Origin of the sequence: Streptosporangium oxazolinicum (genome assembly GCF_039537505.1) — a bacterium.
In the GTDB taxonomy this organism is placed as follows: domain Bacteria; phylum Actinomycetota; class Actinomycetes; order Streptosporangiales; family Streptosporangiaceae; genus Streptosporangium; species Streptosporangium oxazolinicum.
Genome location: NZ_BAABAQ010000021.1, coordinates 63,877 through 83,428, shown reverse-complemented (window position 1 = coordinate 83,428; position 19,552 = coordinate 63,877). Strand labels below are relative to the sequence as shown.

Here is a 19,552-nt window from a genome sequence, read left to right as displayed (position 1 = left end):
TGCGGCTGCACATTGCAACTGCACGTGCATTTGGGTCTTGCAGCAGACGTTCCGGTGACCCATGATGGCTTAGTGCATATTGGGCTTATGGTGCACAAGCTCTGAAAACTCTCAAGTGGTACGGAGACTCACGATGACAGCGGGAGGTACCGGCAGGATGGTGGAGGAGCCACAATCGGCTGCCGACTACCTGCAGGCGACCCGCCAGGTGAGCTTTGACGAGCTGCTGGAGGCCAACCACTCCGGCGCCACGGCGTGCCCCCTGCCCAGTCAGGCCGACTCGGTGAAGACCGCCCGGGACGTGACACGCTCGACCTTCCACGACTGGGGACTGGCGGAGCTCAGCGATGACGCAGCGCTAGTGGTTTCGGAACTCGTCACCAACGCGGTCCGTTACGCGCTGTGTCCGCCCGGCCAGACGGAGATCACTCCGATCACGCTCGTCCTGGTGCACCTCTCCCCACACGTGCTCCTGGCCGTGACGGACCCGAGCAACGAGATCCCGACTCCCAAGGAGCCCGACTTCGTCTCGGAGAACGGCCGGGGCCTCTACATCGTGGAGACCTACAGCCAGGGCTGGGGCTGGGACCACCTCAACTGCGGCGGCAAGGCCGTCTGGGCCTTCTTCAGTCCTCGCCCCTGACGTTCGGGCACGGTTCGGGCCATAGCGGGACCGTCCCGTACGGGCACCTCGGCCCACACCCCACGCCAAAGGCGCCGAACGCCTCACGTGTCTCGCGCGCCCCGCGCGTCGCGACGAAGAACCGTATACAACGAAGAACCGGGCATCGGTCGGAACCGATGCCCGGCACGCGTCGGGGTGACAGGATTTGAACCTGCGGCCCCCTGCTCCCAAAGCAGGTGCGCTACCAAACTGCGCCACACCCCGTAAGTCGAGTGCGCGCACGCTCCGGAACTCCGGTACGCTTACGCCCTGACGAACGGATGAAGTCTAGACCAGACTGACGTCGGCTCGTGCGGACGTAGCTCAATGGTAGAGCCCCAGTCTTCCAAACTGGCTACGCGGGTTCGATTCCCGTCGTCCGCTCGGAATGGCGAAAGGCCAGGTCAACCAGCACATGGTTGACCTGGCCTTTTGGATTTCCCGCGCTCGTATCGGACTTCCACGCCATCCGCGTGCCACTAACTTTCTTTTTTTCCTTTCCCCGCGCCGTCGTGGCGCACCGCCCCGCGCCGGGCGGAGGGCTCACGGGCGATGGAGAATCGTGGTGTGATGGCGTCGTGAGCCGCGCCGTGGAGGAGAGCAACCGCCGCATGCTTCGGGCGCGGGACGCGATGGACCGCGCCTACGCGCAGCCGCTGGACGTCCCGGCCCTGGCCCGGATCGCCCATGTGTCGGAGGCGCACTTCACCCGCACCTTCCGGGCCACGTTCGGCGAGACGCCGCACCGCTATCTGCAGCGCCGCCGGGTCGAGCGCGCGATGTTCCTGCTGCGGGAGACCGGCCACAGCGTGACGGACATCTGCTTCCAGGTCGGCTTCGGCAGTCCGGGAACCTTCAGCCGCACGTTCCGCGACATCGTCGGCCGGTCGCCGAGGACGTACCGCAGGGAGGCGACGGCCGTGGGCGTGCCGACGTGCTTCGCGATGGCGTGGACGCGGCCGAGCGGCTGATCGTCCGGGCTGTCCACGCTGTCCGTACCGTCCCCGATTGATCAGTTTTGGATAAGTTTTCGACCGGCCCGCCCCGGTAGCGTCGTGCGCATGTTCAACGCCATCACGCATTCGCAGATCTATGTTCTCGACCAGGACGAAGCCCTGGACTTCTATGTCGGCAAGCTTGGCCTGGAGGTCGGCGCCGACGTCGACCTGGGCGTCATGCGCTGGCTCACCGTCGGCGTCCCCGGCCACCCCGAGCGTCAGGTCCTGCTGGAGACGCCGGGCGGTCCGATGATGTCCGAGGAGACGGCGCGGCAGGTCCGCGACCTGGTGACCAAGGGCGCCACGGGCGGCCACCTCATCTTCACCACCGACGACTGCCGTAAGACGTACGAGAGGCTGCTGGACCTGGGCGTCGAGTTCACCGAGGAGCCCACCGAGCGGCCGTACGGCATCGACTGCGGCCTCCGCGACCCCTTCGGCAACCACATCCGCTTCAACCAGCCGAACGCCGGTACGGGCGAGGCCGCCGGCTGATCGACCCGTCCGGGTCAGGGCCGGGGGCACACGGCCATGGGTCCGGGGGTTCGGGGAGCGACTTGGGGAGCGGGGGGGCGAATACCCCGCTCCCCAAGTGATACCAAGTCCTAACCCGTCTGGAAATATCCGGGAATCTCTGTTAAACACGAGGTTCGCATATAGATCATTCTTTACAATCCTCCATACCAGCAGTCAGAGTGCCCCTCTGGAGGGAAAGTGTCGGAGTTCGACGGCGTCATCGTCGGCGGGGGTCATAACGGCCTCACGTGTGCCGCCTACCTCGCGAAGGCGGGGTTGTCGGTCGCGGTCGTCGAGCGCAACGACGTCGCGGGCGGTGGTTGCAGCACTCAGGAACTCACGCTCCCCGGGTTCCGGCACAACACCCACAGCAGCTACCACTTCCTGGAGGAGGGCCCGGTCCCCGCCGACCTGGAGCTCCAGCGGTACGGCCTGCGCTACGTCTACCCCGAGACCCAGCACGCCACGGTCTTCAGGGACGGCCGGGCGATCACGGTCTACACCGATCCCAAGCGCACCGCCGACTCCTTCGCCCGCTTCTCCAAGGCCGACGCCGCGCGCTGGCTGGAGCTGTACGAGCGCTACGCCGAGGCGGCCAGGGGCCTGATGAACGGCTTCCTGTACTCCAGGCCGCTGCCGCCACCGGTGCTCGCCGAGCGGATCAAGGGCGACCTCGGCCGCGACATGATGAGCTACATGCCGCTCTCGCTCTACGAGGCCGTCGACAGGAACTTCGAGAGCGACCAGGTCAGGGTCCTGTTCAAGTCCTTCCTGCACGCGATCTCCATCGAGAACGTCCCCGGCACCGGCGGCTTCTTCCCCCGGCTGCTGTCGCGCATCGCCAGGCTCGGCGTGCCCGTGGGCGGCGCGGGCAACGTCGCGAGCGCGCTGCGCGCCGTCGTCGAGGAGCACGGCGGCACCGTGGTGACCGGCGCCCACGTCGAGCGGATCCTGGTCGACGACGGGCGGGCCACCGGGGTGCGGCTCGCCGGCGGCGACGTGCTCACCGCCCGCCGGTTCGTGGCCAGCGCGGTGGACGCCCCGCAGACCGTACGGCTGGCGGGCCCGGAGAACTTCGGCGCGGAGATCACGGCCAAGGTCGAGGACTACAAGTGGGCCGGGCACAGTCTCGTCACCCTCCACCTGGCGCTCGACGAGGCGCCGCGCTACCGGGCCGCCGAGTTCGAGCCCGACGTGGACCGGGCCTTCCTCGTGGTGCTCGGCGCCGACGACAGCGAGCAGCTCGGCCGCACCTTCGACCAGATCCACCGGGGGCAGCTGCCCGACCGGCTGGCCGGCAACGGCGCGTGCCCCTCGCTGTTCGACCCCTCGTACGCGCCGGACGGCAAGCACGTGGCGTTCTGGTGGCCGTGGGCCCCGTACGACCTCGGCGGCGATCCGGCCAACTGGGACCTGCGGCGCGAGGAGGTCGGGGAGCGGCTGCTCGCCGAGTGGGCCGAGTACGCCCCCAACCTCGCGGCGGGCGCCGTCCTGGGCAAACGGGTCTTCTCACCGCTCGACATCGAGCGGCACTGCGTCAACATGGTGCGCGGCAGCCACCACGTGGGGGCCTACGAGCCGTCCCAGCTGGGCGGCAACCGGCCGGTCCCCGAGATGGGCCAGTACCGCACCCCCGTCGACGGCCTCTACCTCTGCGGCGCCAGCAGTCACCCGGGCGGCTCGGTCTCCGCGGCCCCCGGCTACAACGGCGCCAACGCCATCGCAGAAGACCTCGAACTGGAAACCTGGTGGACGCCGGTTCCCGCACCCCGGTGGAGCGAGTGAAGTCCCGTTTCGTCACCAAGGATCCAGCGACACCAGGGTTCAGGATGGGCAGCCCCGCATCCATGCACGAGCAGCTGTCCCTGCTCAACGCGGCCAGCAAACGCATCGGCAGCACGCTGGACGTGTTCGAGACCGGCAGGGAGCTGATGGACGTCGCCGTGCCGCGCTTCGCGGACGCGGCGGGCATCCTCGTACAGGACCGGCTGGTGACCGAGGGGGAGTTCCCCCAGGAGACCACCGACGGCTCGGCGCTGGTGCGGCGGATCGCGGTCGGCGTGGCCGACCCCTCCCCCGGCGAGTACGCCAGGGCCTTCCCCGTGGACGAGGTGGCCGTCTACGAGGCCTGGACCCCGTACGCCCGGTGCATGGCCACCGGCAACCCGATCCTCTACCCCCGGCTGGGGCGCAGGACCGCCGAGGAGATCGGGCGGTTCTGGAAGCGCGACTCGGTGTCGAAGGTGCTGGAGGACAGCTCGTTCCTGGTGGTGCCGCTGAAGGCGCGCGGCCGGGTGCTGGGCTTCGTCATCTTCACCCGCAGGCCGACCAGCCAGCCCTTCGACGAGCAGGACGTCAACCTGGCCGAGGAGCTCGCGGCCAGGACCGGGGTCTGCCTGGACAACGCGCGGTTCTACAACCGCGAGCGCCGCACCGCGCTGACCCTGCAGAGCAGCCTGCTGCCGGTCGACCTCTCCCAGCCGCTGGGCCTGACGATCGCCTCCCGCTACCTGCCGGCCAGCGACCTGGTCGGGGTGGGCGGCGACTGGTACGACGTGATCCCGCTGCCCGGCTGCCGGGTCGCCCTCGTCGTCGGCGACGTGATGGGGCACGGCATCAGGGCGGCCGCCACCATGGGCCAGCTCCGCACGGCCGCGCGCACGCTGGCCAGCCTGGACCTGAGCCCGGCCGACGTGCTGTTCCGGCTCAACCTGATGAGCCAGGACCTGGACGCCAGCCAGATCGCCACGTGCGTGTACGCCACCTACGACCCCGTCACCCGGCGGTGCGCGATCGCCTGCGCGGGGCACGTGCCGCCGATCCTGGTGCGGCCCGGCGGCGAGACCGAGCTGCTGGAGCTGCCGCCGGGGCTCCCCCTGGGCATCGGCAACGAACCGGCCGAGATGCGGGAGTTCACCCTTCCCGGCGGGACGGTGCTCGCCTTCTACACCGACGGCCTGGTGGAGAGCCGCAACCGGGACATCGAGGAGGGCATCAACGCGCTGCGCGGCCTGCTGTCCGGCCCGGACCACGATCTGGAGGAGGTCTGCGACCTCACAATCAGGGCCCAGCGGCCGGGACACGAGCGTGACGACATCGCCCTGCTGCTGGCCAGGGTGTCCGAGCTGACGGAGAACGAGGTCGTCGAGACGTCGCTGCCCTCCGACCGCCGTTCGGCCTCCCAGGCCCGCCGTTTCGTCCGGGCCACGCTCGACGACTGGGGGCTGGCCTCGCTCTGCGACAACACCGAGCTCATGGTCAGCGAGCTGGTCGCCAACGCGGTCGAGCACGGTCAGGGCGAGGTCGAGCTGCGGCTGCTGCGCGGGCCCACACTGGTCTGCGAGGTGTCCGACAGCTCCTCCTCCGAGCCGGTCATGCGGGAGGCGTCCACCACCAACGACACCGGCCGCGGCCTGCACCTCATCAACTGGCTCGCCCACCGCTGGGGATCCCGCCTCACTCCGAAGGGCAAGATCGTCTGGGTCGAGCAGAGGCTGCCCTAGGGCCCCGTACGGGCTCCGGTGTCGCCGTCCGCTCCGGCACTAGTGAGGCCCCACGCCGCGAGGAACGCGGCGTGGGGCCTCACTAGTGCCGAGCTACGCCGGAGCGGGTCCGGCGAACCGTCAGCGGATCTCGTAGACGGCGGTGGTGCCGCTGACCTCGTTGCCGACCACCAGGAGCGGGCGGTGGGTGGGGCTGTCCCCGGCGGGGACGAACAGCACGCCCTCGGGGCCGACGTCTCCGGCCGTGCCGTCCTCGATCGAGCCGGTGAAGTCACGGGTGTTAACGTATCCGGCCAGGCGCGGCGCCCTCGGGTTCGCGAGGTCGTAGGCGACGATCCCGCCGACCCGCTCCAGCCCGGCGAAGGCGTAGGTCCGGCCGCGCACCTCGCCGACCGTGACCCCCTCGGGCTCGGGGCCCTTGTTGTCGCTGCGGCTGTCGAAGGAGTCGTCCTCCTCGTTGTCGGCGTTGAAGGCGTCGGGCAGTTCCTTGGCGACGAGCCGCTCCAACTGGTCCCCGGAGTCCCAGACGAGCGCTCCCGAGGTGGACCTGACCGAGATCGAGCGGGCGCCGAACGCGCGCAGCTCGGTGTAGGCGCCACTCGCGTCCTTGGGAGAGTCGGCGGCCACGTTCAGCCGGCCGAGCTCGGTGTCCTTCTTGAGGTTCGCGGCGTCGGGCAGCGCGAGGTTCAGGTCCTTCACCCTGACCTCGTCGGCGTGGCAGTCCCAGTCGCGACCGTCGCCCTCGTTCGCGGTGACCAGGTAGGTCCGCCCGTGGTCGCGGAAGTGCGCGATCGCGTCGGGCTGGTACATGCCCTTCACCGGCCGGGGCCTGATGTCGATCTTCCCGTCCTTGTCCGAGGCGTCGAACCCGGTCTTCGACCAGTCCTTCAGCCCGAGCGGGACGACGTCGCGGACCGACGCCCGGTCCAGGTCGACGATCGCGAGCGCGTTGTTCTCCTGGAGGGTCACGTAGGCGGTGTCGCCCTCGATGGTGACGTACTCCGGCTCCAGGTCCCGGGCGGCGGTGGCGCCGGGGCCGGTGATCCGCACTCCCTTGGCCCGCAGCCGCTCGGCGTCGAACTTCGTGAACCCCGCGGTCCGCACCGTCCAGTGGCGCAGGTCGACGACGCTCACCGAGCCCTCGGGGTCGGCCACCTCGCCCTCGCAGTAGGAGGACGGCTCGCCCTCGTTGGCCACGACCACCCGCTTCCCGTCCGGGGTGAAGGTCAGCATGTCGGGCAGCGCGCCCACGGTCACCTGCTTGAGCTTCCTGCCGCTCCGGGCGTCGAAGAAGGCGACGGTGCCCCGGTCGGTCTTGACCTCGGCCTGCTGGGCGACGGCGACCAGGCCGCGGCGCACCGCGACGCTGTTGGCGCCGGGAGTGGCCAGGGTGGCGACCTTGCGCGGCTTGCGCGGGTCGCGGATGTCGAGCACGTCGACGGTGCCGGCCTGCGCGTTCACCACGAAGACCCGACGGGTCGCGGCGTCGTACGCGGTGATCTCCGAGGCGCCGGCGGCGACGGTACCGGTGGTGTAACGGCCGAGGAAGGTCAGTTTGAGGCCCCCGTCGCCGGATTCGGCGGCGGCCGGGGCCACGGAGAGGGGGAGGAGGAGCAGGCCGGTGACCGCCGCGGCGGCCGCCCGGGTGAAAGTCGTGGTGCGCATGAGGCGAATTTTCACGAAATATCGTGACCTCTCCCTGACGTCGAGGTGACCACGGGATGAAGCCCCACGGTCGGGTGTACCCCGCACGGATTCCCCCGGACACCTCGGGCATGCCGGTCATGCCCGTTGACGCGATGACTACTGGCTGTCGAGGGGTTACGGTCAAGATGAGAGCCGGGAGGAAACCCGGGAGGGCATCGGGAGGGGCATGATGACCATCGACATACCCGAGGCTTACCAGCGTGCACTGGACGACTTCGGCGCTCTCGTCCACCGGATCGGCCCCGAGCAGTGGGAGAACCCGACGCCGTGCGTCGACTGGGACGTGCGCGCCCTCGTCAACCACGTGGTCGGCGAGAACCTGTGGGCTCCCGTCCTGCTCGCCGGGGGGACCTCCGCGGACGTCGGTGACGCCTTCGAGGGGGACCTGCTGGGCGACGACCCCATCAAGGCGTTCGACACCTCGGCCGTGCCCGCCATCCAGGCGGCGACGGGTGTCCGCGCCCTCGACCGCCTCGTCCACCTGCCGTTCGGCGACGTGCCCGGCCGGGAGTACGTCACCGAGCTGTTCGCCGACGCGCTCATCCACACCTGGGACCTGGCCCGCGCCATCGGCGCCGACGAACGGCTCGATCCCGAGCTGGTCGAGGCCTGCGCCGCCTGGTTCAGCGACGCGGAGCCCGGCTACCGGCAGGCCGCGACCGCCGGGGGGCAGCGGGAGACGCCCCCCGACACCGACGCGCAGACCCGGTTGCTGGCCTCCTGGGGCCGCCGCGCCTGACGCCCGCTCCCCGGACGCCCGCACGCGGCCTCCGTGGGGGAGAGCGGGCCGCTAGCCCGCCGCGGGCCGCCGGCCGTGGTTGGCCTTGCGCTTCTTGCGGGCCCTGGCCTTGCGTGCTCGCCTGCCCATGCCGACCACCCCTTCGCCGAGGTTCTCCGGGGTTCCTCCGGGTCCGTACGGGACTCGGCCTCACACCCGCCCAGACCTTCACATTCCTCCCGTAATGCCCGGCACACAAGGCCCGGACGGCGATCCGCCCGGCTCCAGTAGACCGTATTTCCCCGGTACCGCCCCAGCCTTGACGTTCCGCGCCCCGGCGAGCGCCTCCCGTCCCCTCCGGCGCGGCGCCGGCCGGGTTCTAGGCTCCGTCACATGAGCGAGAAGCTGATGGCCCGCTGGCGATCCCTGGCCGGCCCCGGGGCCGACCCCCTCGGCCGCGAACTGATCACCCGGTACGACGAGCCGCACCGCAGGTATCACACGACCGCCCACCTGGAGGCCGTGCTCACCCACGTCGACACCCTGGCCGATCACGCCGGGCGTCCGGACCTCGTACGGCTGGCGGCCTGGTTCCACGACGCCGTCTACGACCCCCGGCGCGGCGACAACGAGGAGCGGAGCGCGGGGCTGGCCGAGCGCGCGCTGCCGGAGCTGGGGTTGCCCGCGGAGGCCGTGACGACGGTCGCCCGGCTGGTCAGGCTGACCGTCACGCACGACCCCGCGCCCGGCGACGCGGACGGGGCCGTGCTGTCCGACGCGGACCTGGCGATCCTGGGCGCCTCCCCCGAGGTCTACGCCGCCTACGCGGCGGCCGTGCGCGAGGAGTACGGCTTCGTCCCCGACGACGCGTTCAGGGCCGGGAGGGCCGCCGTGCTGCGCTCGCTGCTCGATCTTCCGGTGATCTTCCGTGTCGCCGACCTGGAGGAGGCGGCGAGAGCCAACATCACGGCGGAACTCGATCGGCTGTGAGCGGTTGGTCACCACAATCCAACAGTCTTCCACCATCCTTCCTGTGGTAATTTGATGGAATCTGATGGATTAAGGGGAGTGAGGCAATGCTCGCCCAGCAGCGGCGGCAGGCGATCCTGGAGAGGGTGCGCGGTAGCGGCGGGGTGAGGGTCGCCGATCTCGTCCGGGAGCTCGGCGTGTCCGACATGACGATCCGGCGTGACCTGGAGGTGCTCTCCGAGCGCGGCCTGGTGGAGAAGGTCCACGGCGGCGCCACCGCCGCCGGGCCCGGCGCGGCCGAGGAACCGGGCTTCGCCGCCACGTCGGCGCGCCCGCGGGCGGAGGAGAAGGAGACGATCGCCCGGCACGCCGCCCGGCTCGTCCGGCCCGCCACGGCCATCGCGCTCTCCGCGGGGACCACGACCTGGACGCTCGCCCACCACCTGGTCGACGTGCCCGAGCTGACCGTGATCACCAACTCGATCCCGATCGCCGACGTCTTCCACCGCTCCCCCAGGGCCGATCGCACGGTCGTGCTGACCGGCGGGGTCCGCACCCCCTCCGACGCCCTGGTCGGCCCGGTCGCGGTCTCGGCGATCCGCGGCCTCCACGTCGACACCCTCTTCCTCGGCGTGCACGGGATGAGCGCCCGCGCCGGGTTCACCACCACCAACCTGCTCGAGGCAGAGACCAATCGCGAGCTGGTCGCCTCCGCGCACCGCCTGGTGGTGCCCGCCGACCACACCACGTGGGGCACGGTCGGCGTCAGCACGATCGCGGAGCTGGCCGAAGCCCACGTCGTGGTCACCGACTCCGGCCTGACCGAGGAGGCCCGGGAGGAGCTCACCGCCTCGGTGGGCGAGCTGATCATCACGGAACCCCGGCAGGAGAGCGAGATCGCCGGCCGATGAAGCGTACGATCACCCACCTGGCCGACGGCCGGGAGCTCTTCTACTTCGACCGGCGCGACGACGCCGACCGCGGGGCGGCCGACCGGCGCGACCTGCCACCCCGGCCCGCCGCCTCCGAGCTGCGCTACGACCCGCTGACCGAGGAGTGGATCGCGGTGGCCGGGCACCGCCAGGGCCGCACCTTCCTGCCCCCGGCCGGCGAGTGCCCGCTCTGCCCCTCCACCCCCGGCAACCTCACCGAGGTGCCCTCCTCCGGCTACGACGTGGTGGTCTTCGAGAACCGGTTCCCGTCGTTCTCCGCGCAGCCGGGCGTCCACCGGGAGATCGGGGGGCTGAGCGAGATCCGCCCAGCGGTCGGCAGGTGCGAGGTGGTCTGCTTCACCTCCGAGCACGACTCCTCGTTCTCCCGCCTCTCCCCCGAGCGGGTCGAGCTGGTGATGGAGGCCTGGGCCGACCGTACGGCGGAGTTGTCGGCGATGCCCGGCGTGGAGCAGGTGTTCTGCTTCGAGAACCGGGGGGCGGAGATCGGCATCACCCTGGCCCACCCGCACGGCCAGATCTACGCGTACCCCTACGTGACCCCGCGCACCCGGCTGACCCTCGGGGCGGCCGAGCGGCACAGGGAGCGGACCGGCGGCAACCTGTTCGCCGACGTCCTGGCCGCGGAGCGGGCGGCCGGGGTCCGGGTGGTGGGCTCGAACGAGCACTGGACGGCCTTCGTCCCGGCCGCGGCGCGCTGGCCGGTGGAGGTCCACCTCTACCCGCACCGCCGGGTCCCCGACCTGGTCGCGCTGGACGCCGGGGAGCGCGCGGCGTTCGGCCCCCTCTACACCGACGTGCTCCGCCGCCTCGACGGGCTGTTCGGCGTGCCCATGCCCTACGTCGCCGCCTGGCACCAGGCGCCGGTCTCCACCGGCCGCGATCTGTCGTACGCGCGTCTGGAGCTGTTCAGCGTCCGCCGCGCGCCGGACAGGCTGAAATACCTCGCCGGGTCGGAGTCGGCGATGGGCGCCTTCGTGAACGACGTGTCACCCGAGGACACAGCACATCTCCTGCGCTCTGTTGTCACGAACTGATTACCGCTTGGTCTCGTCTTGAGGTCGCATGACCTGCTGTTTACCACTACTATCCTTCCCACATCGGCTGTAAATGCTGATTTGCCTAATCCCGGGCACCTTGCCCGAGAGCCGGGGAACCACCGCACCTGGGGTGAAACCACTTCGGTGGAAGGGCTTCCTCCAGCCCGAACCCGTCAGCTAACCCGGTAGGCGGAAGGAGAGGAGAGTTCGTGGCGGCCCCGTCCCCCACGTTCCGTCGGCATGCGGCTCTGGTCCTCTGCCTGAGCTCGATCGCCGCGTTCACCCTCGGTGCCCCCACGGCGGGAAGCGCGGAACCCAAGCCCACCGAGGCCAAGCTCCGCGCCGACCTGGCCAGGCTCGGCAAGAAGGTCGACAAGCTGATCGAGACCTACGCGGCCAAGCGCGAGTCCCTCAAGAAGGCGCAGAAGGCCGAGAGCGTCGCCAAGCAGAACCTGGAGAAGGCCGAACAGGTCTACGTCGAGGCCAAACGGCAGGTCGACTCCATCGTCCAGCTCCGCTACCAGAGCAGCGGCGGAGGGCTGCCCGCGCTGATGTTCTCCGACGACATGGGCGCCGCCGCGGTGATGGAGCAGCTCACCGCCCAGCAGAGCGCCCACCTGGAGGGCTTCGCCAGCAGCCTCGAACGCAGGAAGAAGGCGTCCGAGACGGCCGCCAGGCTCACCGACGAGATCGGTGAGGAGGCCAAGGAGGTACAGGCGCAGCGCGAGGAGGCCGAAGACGTGATCCGCGACATGAAGGACAAGCTCGACCGGCTCGCCCCCACCGGTTCCGGCCGCCGCGCCGACGGCAGCTGGGCCCCACAGCTCCCCACCGGCGCCGACAACATCACCGACCGCACCCGGATCATGCGCGACGCCGTCATGAGGCGCTTCAGCCTCCCGTACGCGGTCGGCTGCTACCGGTCCGCCAACGACGGCGGCGAGCACCCCCTGGGCCGCGCCTGCGACTTCATGATGAGCACCGGCGGCACGATGCCCTCGGCCGCCAACGTCGCGCTGGGCGACGAGATCTCCGCCTGGGCCATCAAGAACAAGGCCAAACTCGGCGTGAAGTACGTGATCTGGCGCCAGCGCATCAACCACGGCTCCGGCTGGAGATTCATGTCCAACCGCGGCGGCGTCACGGCCAACCACTTCGACCATCCGCACATCTCGATGTACTAGCGCCACGAGGGGCTGATCTGTACTTTCTCCGCCGGGCGCCCCTCTCAGGATTTGCAGCACCGCCCCAGGCGCCGTCGATCGCCCTGCGCATGCGGTGCGTGTAGGTCCGCAGGGTGAAGCCCGGATCCGCGTCCGCACACAGTGGATGCGGACCCCCAGTTCGACGCGATTGAGCACCTACGACGCCACGGATTCTCCACCGGACTCTTTCGGTGACCACCTCGGTCAGACGAACATCCAGCAGTAGAGCAGTTGGTCGTGCTCCTTCGCACGGCGGGCCAGCCCGACAAGATCCTTGACGAGGGACAGCAGGTATTCCCCGTCGTCCGAGGAGTGGGGAGAGAACTCCTCGATCTTCGCCCAGCGTTCCGCCACCGCGGGCAGGGATGAGTCGTCCGCGCCGGCGAGGATGTCACGCGCGTTCACCGGCAACTCGTCGATGACCGCCCCACCCAGGTAGGGGGAGTCCTCGGGCAGGGCGTCCCACTCCTCGTCGGTCTGCGGGGCCGGATCGGGATACGAGGGGTACAGGGGCACCGTATCGACCAGGCCGAGGAAGAAGTCGACATCGCCGATGAACGCCACGAGCTGGCCCAGGATCACCTGAGGGTCGACCCATTTGGTCTCCACGGCGTCGAACCCGGCGACTCCGTACTCAGGATCGTCGATCACACGGGAACGGTCCGGTTGGATGACCGCCGCCGCACGATCCGCAGCCCGGTAGTACTCACAGAAGACGTTCATGCCAGCGATCCTGGCCCGGCGCGCACAACAGGGCAATTACTCGGTCATACCCGCCCGGCGACCACTGTCGGATATGACCGACGCCTGAGAACTCTTAACAGAATGATTCGCGATCTCAGGAGTCGATCTCCCAGAAGAGCGCACCTGTCTCTTCCGGGTCGGTGAGGACCTTTACCAGGGGATCCGGGTCAGCACCTGGGGGGAGGTCGACGGAGAGGTAGGTGCCCTGCAGCCACTCATGAGCCAGACCGGAAGCCGTCACTTCGCGATGAAGGAGCTCGTGGAACCGGTCACGGTAAGGGTGCTGCCGGACCAGGGCGACCCGCAAAGTGCGGTGGCCCGACTTTTCGACCACGGCCGCCACCAGATACTGATCGTCGACGGTCACGACGTCGCGGTGGCAGATGCCGCGGGTGAAGAACGGCAGGCATGTGATCTCGAACCTGTCCGAGGTCAGCCGACGGGTCCACAGCTGTTCGCGCCAGCCGTCCACGCGTTCGGAGAGATCCGCGTGGATCATGTGGTTGCTGAGGTCACGGCCGATCGGATTGTCGTGCGTGATGATGGTGATGACGCGTCTCCCGGGTGAGAGGTGTTGGTGCCGGCCATACTCCAGCAGCCGGACGATCACGCTCTGGGACCCGGCCACCGGTGAACGGTCGTCGTCAGCTGGTTCTTAGCTCGTGCGCTGCGAGGTCCCAGAAGGACCTGTAGCGGTTGGCGCCGGGTAGCCAAGGTGCGAGATACCAGGTCTCCCACTCGTCTTCAGGGGTTCTGACGTGGGGGTTGAGGAGAGCCACTCCATCGGCCCAATAACCGGCCAGAAGGGTGTCGGGTACATACTCTCCTCTCATGTGGATGGGGTCCTGCTCCTGTCCATAGACGAAGTAGAGCTCATCGGGCACGCTCCATGAGTTCTCTCTCTTGGGCGTTGACCAGCTCTCGGCCCTCGAGGGATCGACATCACGGAGCCAGCCGACTTCCTTGACACGCAGCAGGCAGCAGTCATCGTCGCTGCCCCAACCGCCCGCGAACAGGAGAAACTGCCGGTAGCTCGGCGGCAGCTCCACGCCTAGCCTCTGTTCAAGATGGCGGATCTCTGACTCGGTAGCCGGGGGATACAGATCGCCGAGTGGACTGATCGCCGAGAGATCAGACCCATCGGTTACCGGACGCCTTGCGGGAAAGTGTTCAGACCATGCGTACTAGGCGCTCATGTAAAGAAAATATGCCGTTTCGAGTGGCTGCTGCACGTGCAGCACAGAGCTAGGGCCGCCCTCCCCGGCACCTCCAGGTATGGGACATATACGAGATGATCAAGTCGTGGCTCTCTTGATGCTTAGCGTCCCCGCAGCTCACCCAGTACACCGGACCATAGGAGCACCGCTCTCTTAAGACCGTGACTCATTTGGTCATGCGGCGGTAGCAAATGAGTGCTGCGGCGATGGCGACGAGGGACGCGAAGTGGTCGACCCGGCCTTGCCGCGATCGACAGGATTCGGACCTGTCAGTTCCCCCTTTTCATGGCACGTACACTGACCGAGTCAATCACGCATCGCGACCAGTCCAGTTCTCCGCGTGCGCCCAGCTCGTCCAAAATGATCCGATACAGCTCGGCCCACACCCGGGCGGCGCTCCACTCGGCGAAGCGACGGTTCACCGTCCGCCAGGAGGCGCTGAAAACTGGCGGGAGCTGCCGCCATGCGCACCCGGTGGTGGCCACGTACACAATCGCGGCCAGGATCATCCGGTCGTCTGCGCGCCGCCGTCCACCGCCTTGCGGCCGGGTGGGCGCCGACGGAACCACGCGTTGAAACAGCTCCCACAACTCGTCAGGGACCAGTCGCTGAAGGAATGTATCCACGTCTTATCCAACGACCGATTACCAAATGATTCACGGTCTAAAGTGGGCGTCTTTTAAATCGGCCAAACGGGTCTAAAGGGGATTCTGTGAGAGGGTGGATGACCGTTCATTGCGTCGCTTAGATCATCCTCGGTGAGGTTGAGGGTGAAGGCGCTGCCTGCCTGTGAGGGGTCCCAGCCGCGGTCAAGGGCTCTCCGGTCGCCGCCACGAGAGCCGGACGTATGGTCGTCGTTCGCTCCCCGCACCAGGCGTCCGGTCGAGACCACCAGGAGAACCCGCCCCATAAAGGGCTCGGACAACTGTTCTTCCCGGTCGCGGACGAGCGTGTTGTACCAGCGTCACCGTATCCGTGACAATTTCTCGTTCTGGATGGACATCATTGGGAGCCAACATCGTCGGCCCCATTCCCTCCGCCCGAAAGATGACCGGGGTGAGGGCGGATCGTTCACCACCCTCCCCCTGCTACTTCCTGGAGCGTTCACATGATCGAGATCGAGACCGCCTGCTTCACGTGGATCAGGACCGGCGATCTCGACCAGGCGGTCCGGGCGTTCGGCGGACACCCCCTCGTGGCGGAACCGGAGACCCTCGACGGCCTGTTCGGCATCGCTCCGGAGGACCTGCCCGACGACGCCACCGGCGTGGCCCTGGTGGCCCGCCACGGGGAGTGGGCCGTGATCGTCGAGCCGTTCGCGTTCCACGGGCTGAACGAGACGTTGCTGGGCCAGGTCGCGGCCAAGGGTGAGGTGTTCCGGGTGGCGTGGACCGTCAACATGGCCACCTTCGTCAGCTACGTCCGTGACGGCGAGGTCGTCGCGTCGTTTGACGCCCTGGATCTCGACGGCGCTCGTGGCCGGGAGTGGCTCGACGGCCTGCCGGTGAGTGAGGCCGACTGGCGCGCCGACTGGAAGGCCACCGCGTTCGCCGTGGCGGAGCACCTGTCCGGAGTCGTTATCGACGACGACTGGACGGCCCGGCCACACGCCCTCCACTGGTTGCACCCGGTGACCGTCGGCGCGCGCCCGGCCCTCCAGGTGGACGGGCGCATGCGGGCCGTCGCGGCTGTCGATCCCCGCATCGCCCGCGTCATCGCCGACCCCACGCCCGAGAGGGGGCCGGCAATCATCGGCATCGCGGCCGGTATGGCCGTGGCCACGGCGGGCATCGACGGCCCCCTGGTCGAGGAGGCGCTGGGCCTGATCGCGACCGGCGCGTGCTCCGCCGAGCTGGCCGGGCGGCTGGGCGTCTTCCGGGCGGAGTTCGCGCGACGGGCGTCGGAGGCGTTTCAGGCCTCGCCCGACAGCGCCCGGGAGCGGTACCCCTCGCCGGGCCACGACACCGACTACGGCCGATGGATGGTGAAGGGGGCCGCCGCCGAGGCGCTGATGACGGCGGTGAACCCGGACATGGACCTGTCCTGGCGGGCCCGGCAGGTCGTCAACCAGTCCGGCGGCACCTACCTCAGCGAGGAGAACGGGGACATCGACCGCCACTACGCGCTTGGAAGGGTCGTCACCTTCCTCGACCCCTGAGTACCAGAGCTCCGCGAGGGCGTCCCGCGTTTAGTCGGTGAAGTCCCATACATCCGGCACCATCTCCCCGGTCACGACGATGCCCACCTCCAGGTACGCGTCGTACGAGAAGACCGTGACGTCGATGCCAAGCTATCCGGTCGTGTGGTCCAGGTCCTCGGCGGACGCGGACGGCCACGGGTCGGCCCGGACCGCCGAGACGACGGGGAGGTCAGCGGGACGGGGGCCGGGGGCGGTTCCACCAGAGGGAGAGGGACAGGGCCGCGGCGATGAGGAGGGCGCCGGCGGTGGCGAAGGCGGCGGCCGTGTCGACCCGTTGGTGGATGACGGTGAAGCTGCCCGGAAGGGTGTCGAGGGCGCTCTGGAGCTGGCCGGCGTTCTCGGCGCGGTGGTAGGAGCCGCCGGTGGTCCGGGCTATCTGCTTGAGCGCGGGCTCGTCGATGGTGCGGATATTGCGGCCCCTGTCGAATCCGCCTCGTCCGCCGGAGCCGCCGCCGCCCCAGCCGCCGAATCCTCGGCCGTCGAACTGTGAGTTGTCGCAGACCATCGGGGCCGGGTTCGTGGTGCCGAAGCCGATGGTGAAGACGCGGACGCGGCGCAGGGCCGCCTCCTGGGCGGCGAGCATCGGGTCGACGCCCTGGGTGTTGGCGCCGTCGGTGAGCACGACGATCGCGGCACCGGCGTGACCCGACTCGCCGCCGCCGGGGTTCGCCCCGGTGGAGGCGACCGACGGATCGACCTCCGCGATCGCGTCGATCGAGGTGAGCATGGCCTGCCCGATCGCGGTGCCGCGGGACACGGTGAGGCCGTCCAGCGCCTCGATGAGCGCGTCGGTGTCGTCGGTGGGCGGGACGAGCAGGCCCGCGGTGCCCGCGAAGGTGACCAGGCCGATACGCGGCCCGCCCCGCTGTGACTCGATGAACTCGGCGGCGGCCTTCCTCGCGGCGGTGATGCGGTTGGGGTCGACGTCCGTGGAGCACATGGAACCGGAGGTGTCGAGCGCGAGCAGGATCGTCACCGACGTCTGGGGCACCGGGACCGACGCCTGCGGTCGCGCGGCCCCGACCGCGAGCAACGCGAGCCCGGCCACGAACAGCGCAGCGGGGATCTTCCGCGTCCAGCGCGTACGGCCGGGCAGGGCTCCGCGTACGAGCGCGATCGAGGTGACGCGCACGGCGGCCCGCCGGCGGCGGCGCCGCGCCCATTCGCGGATGGCGAGGATCAACGGGATGACCAGGATGGACAGCAGTGCCCACGGCCAGGAGAACACCATTCAGATCACCCGTCCAGTCCGGAGCACGGTGAGCGCCGCGCCCGCGGTGAGCAGCGCGAGGGCGAGCCCGATCAGCCCGCCGGCGAGGGGCAGCGGCTCGTCGGAGACGGTGAGCCGCAGGTCGATCGTGTCGGCGATCCCGTCGAGCCGCGCGGTGTCGGAGGCGGGGTGGTAGGTGCCGCCGGTGGTCCGCGCGATCGCGGTGAGGGTGTCCTCCTCGAGCGAGGTCTGCAGACGGTAGCCGTTGACCTTCACCGTCGCCCCGGCCGTGGTGCCGACCCCGACGGTGTGGATGTGGACGCCCGCCCCCTGGGCCACGGTGGCGGCCTGTTCGACGTCCGCGCCCTGGTTCTGGCCGTCGGAGAACATCACGATCGTCGCGGACGGCCAGTAGCCGATGTCGGGCGCGGTGCCGTCGCGGCCGACGGCCACCCGCTTGCCGGTGATCGCCGACAGGGAGGCCGTGATGGCCGTCCCCAGCGAGGTGCCACCGGCGATCTTCAACCGGTCGATGGCCTTGAGCGCGACGGAGTGGTCGGCGTCGGGCCGGGCGGTGGTGAGCGCCCCCCGTTCGAACGCGACGACGCCGATGTCGACGCTGCCGGGCTGCGCCGCCACGAACGCGCGGGCCGCCCGCTGCGCGGCCGCCAGCCGGGTGGGCGCGACGTCGTCGGCCCCCATGCTGTTGGAGACGTCGATGGCGAGGATGACGGTGCCCGCGGTCCGCGGGACCGGCACCATGGCCGCCGGTCCGGCGGCGGCGATCGCGAGTACCCCGACACCGGCGATCGTCAGGCCGATCCCGAGATACGCCCGGTGGCCGCCCGGCACGGCGACCCCGGCCGCGGTGAGGGCGGCCGTCCGGCGGCGTGCCGAGACGACGGCCGCCCAGGCGAGCGCCGCCGTGACGAGCAGTCCGACGACCAGCAGCGGCGAGGAGGACAGGGTCACGAGACCTCCTTCGCCGGCCTCGGGTGTCCGTCGGCGACCTCGGCGGGCTCGGTCATGACCGGTTCCCGGTCCGGGCGACGACCTCGACGAGCGCCTCGGCCAGATCGCGGTCGGTGTCGACGCGGTGGACGGGCACCCCGGCCCGGCGCGTGCCCGTCTCGATCCTGGCGTCGCGGGCGTCGACGGCGGCGCGGAGGCGGACCCGCAGCAGCGGGTCGGCGGAGTCGACGACGAGCTGCTCGCCGGTCTCGGCGTCCTCGACCACGATCAGCCCGGCTTCGGGCAGCACGTCGTCGGCCGTGTCCACGATCCGCAGGGCGACCACCTCGTGCCGCCGGGCCAGGCGCTGCAGCGAGCGCTCCCAGTCGCCGTCGCCGATGAAGTCCGACAGCACGACGACGAGCGCGCGGCGGCGCGCGAGCCGTCCGGCCGCGTCGAGCATCTCCGCCAGGTCGGTGGTGGTGGTGCCGCGCGCCCTGGAGGTGCGTTCCAGCTCGGCGCCGATCCGCAGCGCGTGCCGCCGGGAGGTGCCGGGCGGCACGACGCGCGGCGTCCCGGTGTCGAACAGCAGGGCGCCGACGCGGTTGCCGCCCCGGCCGAACAGCCGGGCGAGGACGAGCGCGAGCTCGGCGAGTACGTCGTGCTTGCCGCGTCCCGGCCGGCCGGCCGCCATCGACGCCGACCGGTCGAGGACGAGCCACACCGTCAGCTCGCGGTCCTCGGTGAACACCCGCAGGTGCGGCGCGTCCAGCCGTGCGGTCACGTTCCAGTCGATGTGCCGGGCGTCGTCGCCGTCGCCGTAGGCGCGCAACCCGGTGAAGTCGATCCCGGAGCCTCGGTGCGCGGTGCGGTGGGCGCCCTGGAGCCGGCCGTCGAGCCTGCGGACGACCTTCCACTCCAGGCGGAGCAGGAGCCTTTCGGGGGCGGTTGACATGGCGG

19 protein-coding genes, 2 tRNA genes, 1 pseudogene and 1 riboswitch are annotated in these 19,552 nt (G+C 69.9%); of the genes and pseudogenes, 12 read left to right on the top strand and 10 right to left on the bottom strand.

The genetic code is table 11. The features are described from left to right. The first annotated feature begins 133 nt into the window (after positions 1-133). Complete coding sequence (locus ABD817_RS38040) at positions 134-643, top strand: ATP-binding protein (protein WP_344923320.1); 510 nt, start codon at positions 134-136, stop codon at positions 641-643. Between the two features lie 172 nt (positions 644-815). Here the strand turns inward: ABD817_RS38040 and ABD817_RS38035 are convergent. Further along, positions 816-889, bottom strand: a tRNA-Pro gene (locus ABD817_RS38035). A gap of 88 nt (positions 890-977) precedes the next feature. Here ABD817_RS38035 and ABD817_RS38030 point away from each other — a divergent pair. From ABD817_RS38030 to ABD817_RS38010, 5 genes are all read left to right on the top strand, one after another. Then, positions 978-1,048: transfer RNA gene (locus ABD817_RS38030), tRNA-Gly, on the top strand. Between the two features lie 227 nt (positions 1,049-1,275). After that, the gene (locus tag ABD817_RS38025; protein WP_425583457.1) at positions 1,276-1,635 is read left to right on the top strand and encodes a helix-turn-helix domain-containing protein; all 360 of its coding nucleotides are present in this window, start codon (positions 1,276-1,278) and stop codon (positions 1,633-1,635) included. Between the two features lie 90 nt (positions 1,636-1,725). Further along, positions 1,726-2,157: a VOC family protein gene (locus ABD817_RS38020; RefSeq protein WP_344923318.1), complete on the top strand. Its 432-nt coding sequence runs from the start codon at positions 1,726-1,728 to the stop codon at positions 2,155-2,157. A 219-nt stretch (positions 2,158-2,376) separates the two neighbouring features. Next, the gene (locus tag ABD817_RS38015; RefSeq protein WP_344923317.1) at positions 2,377-3,963 is read left to right on the top strand and encodes a phytoene desaturase family protein; all 1,587 of its coding nucleotides are present in this window, start codon (positions 2,377-2,379) and stop codon (positions 3,961-3,963) included. Positions 3,964-4,007: 44 nt separating this feature from the next. After that, complete coding sequence (locus ABD817_RS38010; protein WP_344923316.1) at positions 4,008-5,681, top strand: ATP-binding SpoIIE family protein phosphatase; 1,674 nt, start codon at positions 4,008-4,010, stop codon at positions 5,679-5,681. A gap of 120 nt (positions 5,682-5,801) precedes the next feature. On the opposite strand, the gene ABD817_RS38005 is transcribed toward ABD817_RS38010, so the two are convergent. Then, positions 5,802-7,346 carry a choice-of-anchor I family protein gene (locus tag ABD817_RS38005; protein WP_344923315.1) on the bottom strand — a complete coding sequence of 515 codons (1,545 nt, stop codon included), beginning with the start codon at positions 7,344-7,346 and terminating at the stop codon, positions 5,802-5,804. Between the two features lie 211 nt (positions 7,347-7,557). Between ABD817_RS38005 and ABD817_RS38000 the strand changes: the two genes are divergently transcribed. Further along, on the top strand, positions 7,558-8,127 hold the full coding sequence (locus ABD817_RS38000) for a TIGR03086 family metal-binding protein (protein ID WP_344923314.1): 570 nt from the start codon (positions 7,558-7,560) through the stop codon (positions 8,125-8,127). Between the two features lie 51 nt (positions 8,128-8,178). Here ABD817_RS38000 and ABD817_RS39725 read toward each other — a convergent pair whose 3' ends face one another. Beyond that, entirely contained in the window at positions 8,179-8,256 is a 78-nt protein-coding gene (locus tag ABD817_RS39725) for a 50S ribosomal protein bL37 (RefSeq protein ID WP_425583456.1), read from the bottom strand. 243 nt (positions 8,257-8,499) lie between these two features. On the opposite strand from ABD817_RS39725, the gene ABD817_RS37995 reads away from it, so the two are divergent. The 4 genes from ABD817_RS37995 to ABD817_RS37980 all read left to right on the top strand — a co-directional run bounded on the left by ABD817_RS37995 (position 8,500) and on the right by ABD817_RS37980 (position 12,249). Further along, positions 8,500-9,096 (top strand): HD domain-containing protein, encoded by a 597-nt coding sequence (locus ABD817_RS37995; RefSeq protein ID WP_344923313.1) that lies wholly within the window; start codon positions 8,500-8,502, stop codon positions 9,094-9,096. Between the two features lie 86 nt (positions 9,097-9,182). Beyond that, positions 9,183-9,986, top strand: a complete 804-nt coding sequence (locus ABD817_RS37990) for a DeoR/GlpR family DNA-binding transcription regulator (RefSeq protein ID WP_344923312.1) — start codon at positions 9,183-9,185, stop codon at positions 9,984-9,986. Beyond that, entirely contained in the window at positions 9,983-11,062 is a 1,080-nt protein-coding gene (galT, locus tag ABD817_RS37985) for a galactose-1-phosphate uridylyltransferase (protein ID WP_344923311.1), read from the top strand. Before ABD817_RS37990 ends, galT begins: the two co-directional genes overlap by 4 nt. 72 nt (positions 11,063-11,134) lie before the next feature. Then, a riboswitch (cyclic di-AMP (ydaO/yuaA leader) is annotated at positions 11,135-11,271 on the top strand. Between the two features lie 3 nt (positions 11,272-11,274). Beyond that, a complete protein-coding gene (locus ABD817_RS37980) occupies positions 11,275-12,249 on the top strand; it encodes a coiled-coil domain-containing protein (RefSeq protein ID WP_344923310.1) in 975 nt (324 codons plus the stop codon). 225 nt (positions 12,250-12,474) lie between these two features. Here the strand turns inward: ABD817_RS37980 and ABD817_RS37975 are convergent, their stop codons facing one another. The 4 genes and pseudogenes from ABD817_RS37975 to ABD817_RS37960 form a co-directional block, all read right to left on the bottom strand. Next, positions 12,475-12,921 (bottom strand): hypothetical protein, encoded by a 447-nt coding sequence (locus ABD817_RS37975; RefSeq protein WP_344923309.1) that lies wholly within the window; start codon positions 12,919-12,921, stop codon positions 12,475-12,477. A gap of 187 nt (positions 12,922-13,108) precedes the next feature. Beyond that, the gene (locus ABD817_RS37970; RefSeq protein ID WP_344923308.1) at positions 13,109-13,642 is read right to left on the bottom strand and encodes a DUF4265 domain-containing protein; all 534 of its coding nucleotides are present in this window, start codon (positions 13,640-13,642) and stop codon (positions 13,109-13,111) included. A gap of 16 nt (positions 13,643-13,658) precedes the next feature. Then, positions 13,659-14,117, bottom strand: coding sequence for an SMI1/KNR4 family protein (locus tag ABD817_RS37965; RefSeq protein WP_344923324.1), 459 nt, complete (start codon positions 14,115-14,117; stop codon positions 13,659-13,661). A gap of 345 nt (positions 14,118-14,462) precedes the next feature. Continuing rightward, positions 14,463-14,857 (bottom strand): annotated as a pseudogene (locus tag ABD817_RS37960) (transposase); the annotation flags it as partial. A 482-nt stretch (positions 14,858-15,339) separates the two neighbouring features. On the opposite strand from ABD817_RS37960, the gene ABD817_RS37955 reads away from it, so the two are divergent. After that, positions 15,340-16,389: a DUF6461 domain-containing protein gene (locus tag ABD817_RS37955; RefSeq protein WP_344923307.1), complete on the top strand. Its 1,050-nt coding sequence runs from the start codon at positions 15,340-15,342 to the stop codon at positions 16,387-16,389. 211 nt (positions 16,390-16,600) lie between these two features. Here ABD817_RS37955 and ABD817_RS37950 read toward each other — a convergent pair whose 3' ends face one another. Genes ABD817_RS37950 through ABD817_RS37940 form a run of 3 tightly spaced genes read right to left on the bottom strand, consistent with a single transcriptional unit; the run spans position 16,601 to position 19,547 of the window. Next, positions 16,601-17,662 (bottom strand): VWA domain-containing protein, encoded by a 1,062-nt coding sequence (locus tag ABD817_RS37950; RefSeq protein ID WP_344923306.1) that lies wholly within the window; start codon positions 17,660-17,662, stop codon positions 16,601-16,603. Further along, a complete protein-coding gene (locus tag ABD817_RS37945; protein WP_344923305.1) occupies positions 17,663-18,613 on the bottom strand; it encodes a VWA domain-containing protein in 951 nt (316 codons plus the stop codon). A 52-nt stretch (positions 18,614-18,665) separates the two neighbouring features. Then, positions 18,666-19,547 carry a DUF58 domain-containing protein gene (locus ABD817_RS37940; protein WP_344923304.1) on the bottom strand — a complete coding sequence of 294 codons (882 nt, stop codon included), beginning with the start codon at positions 19,545-19,547 and terminating at the stop codon, positions 18,666-18,668. Positions 19,548-19,552 lie beyond the last annotated feature (5 nt).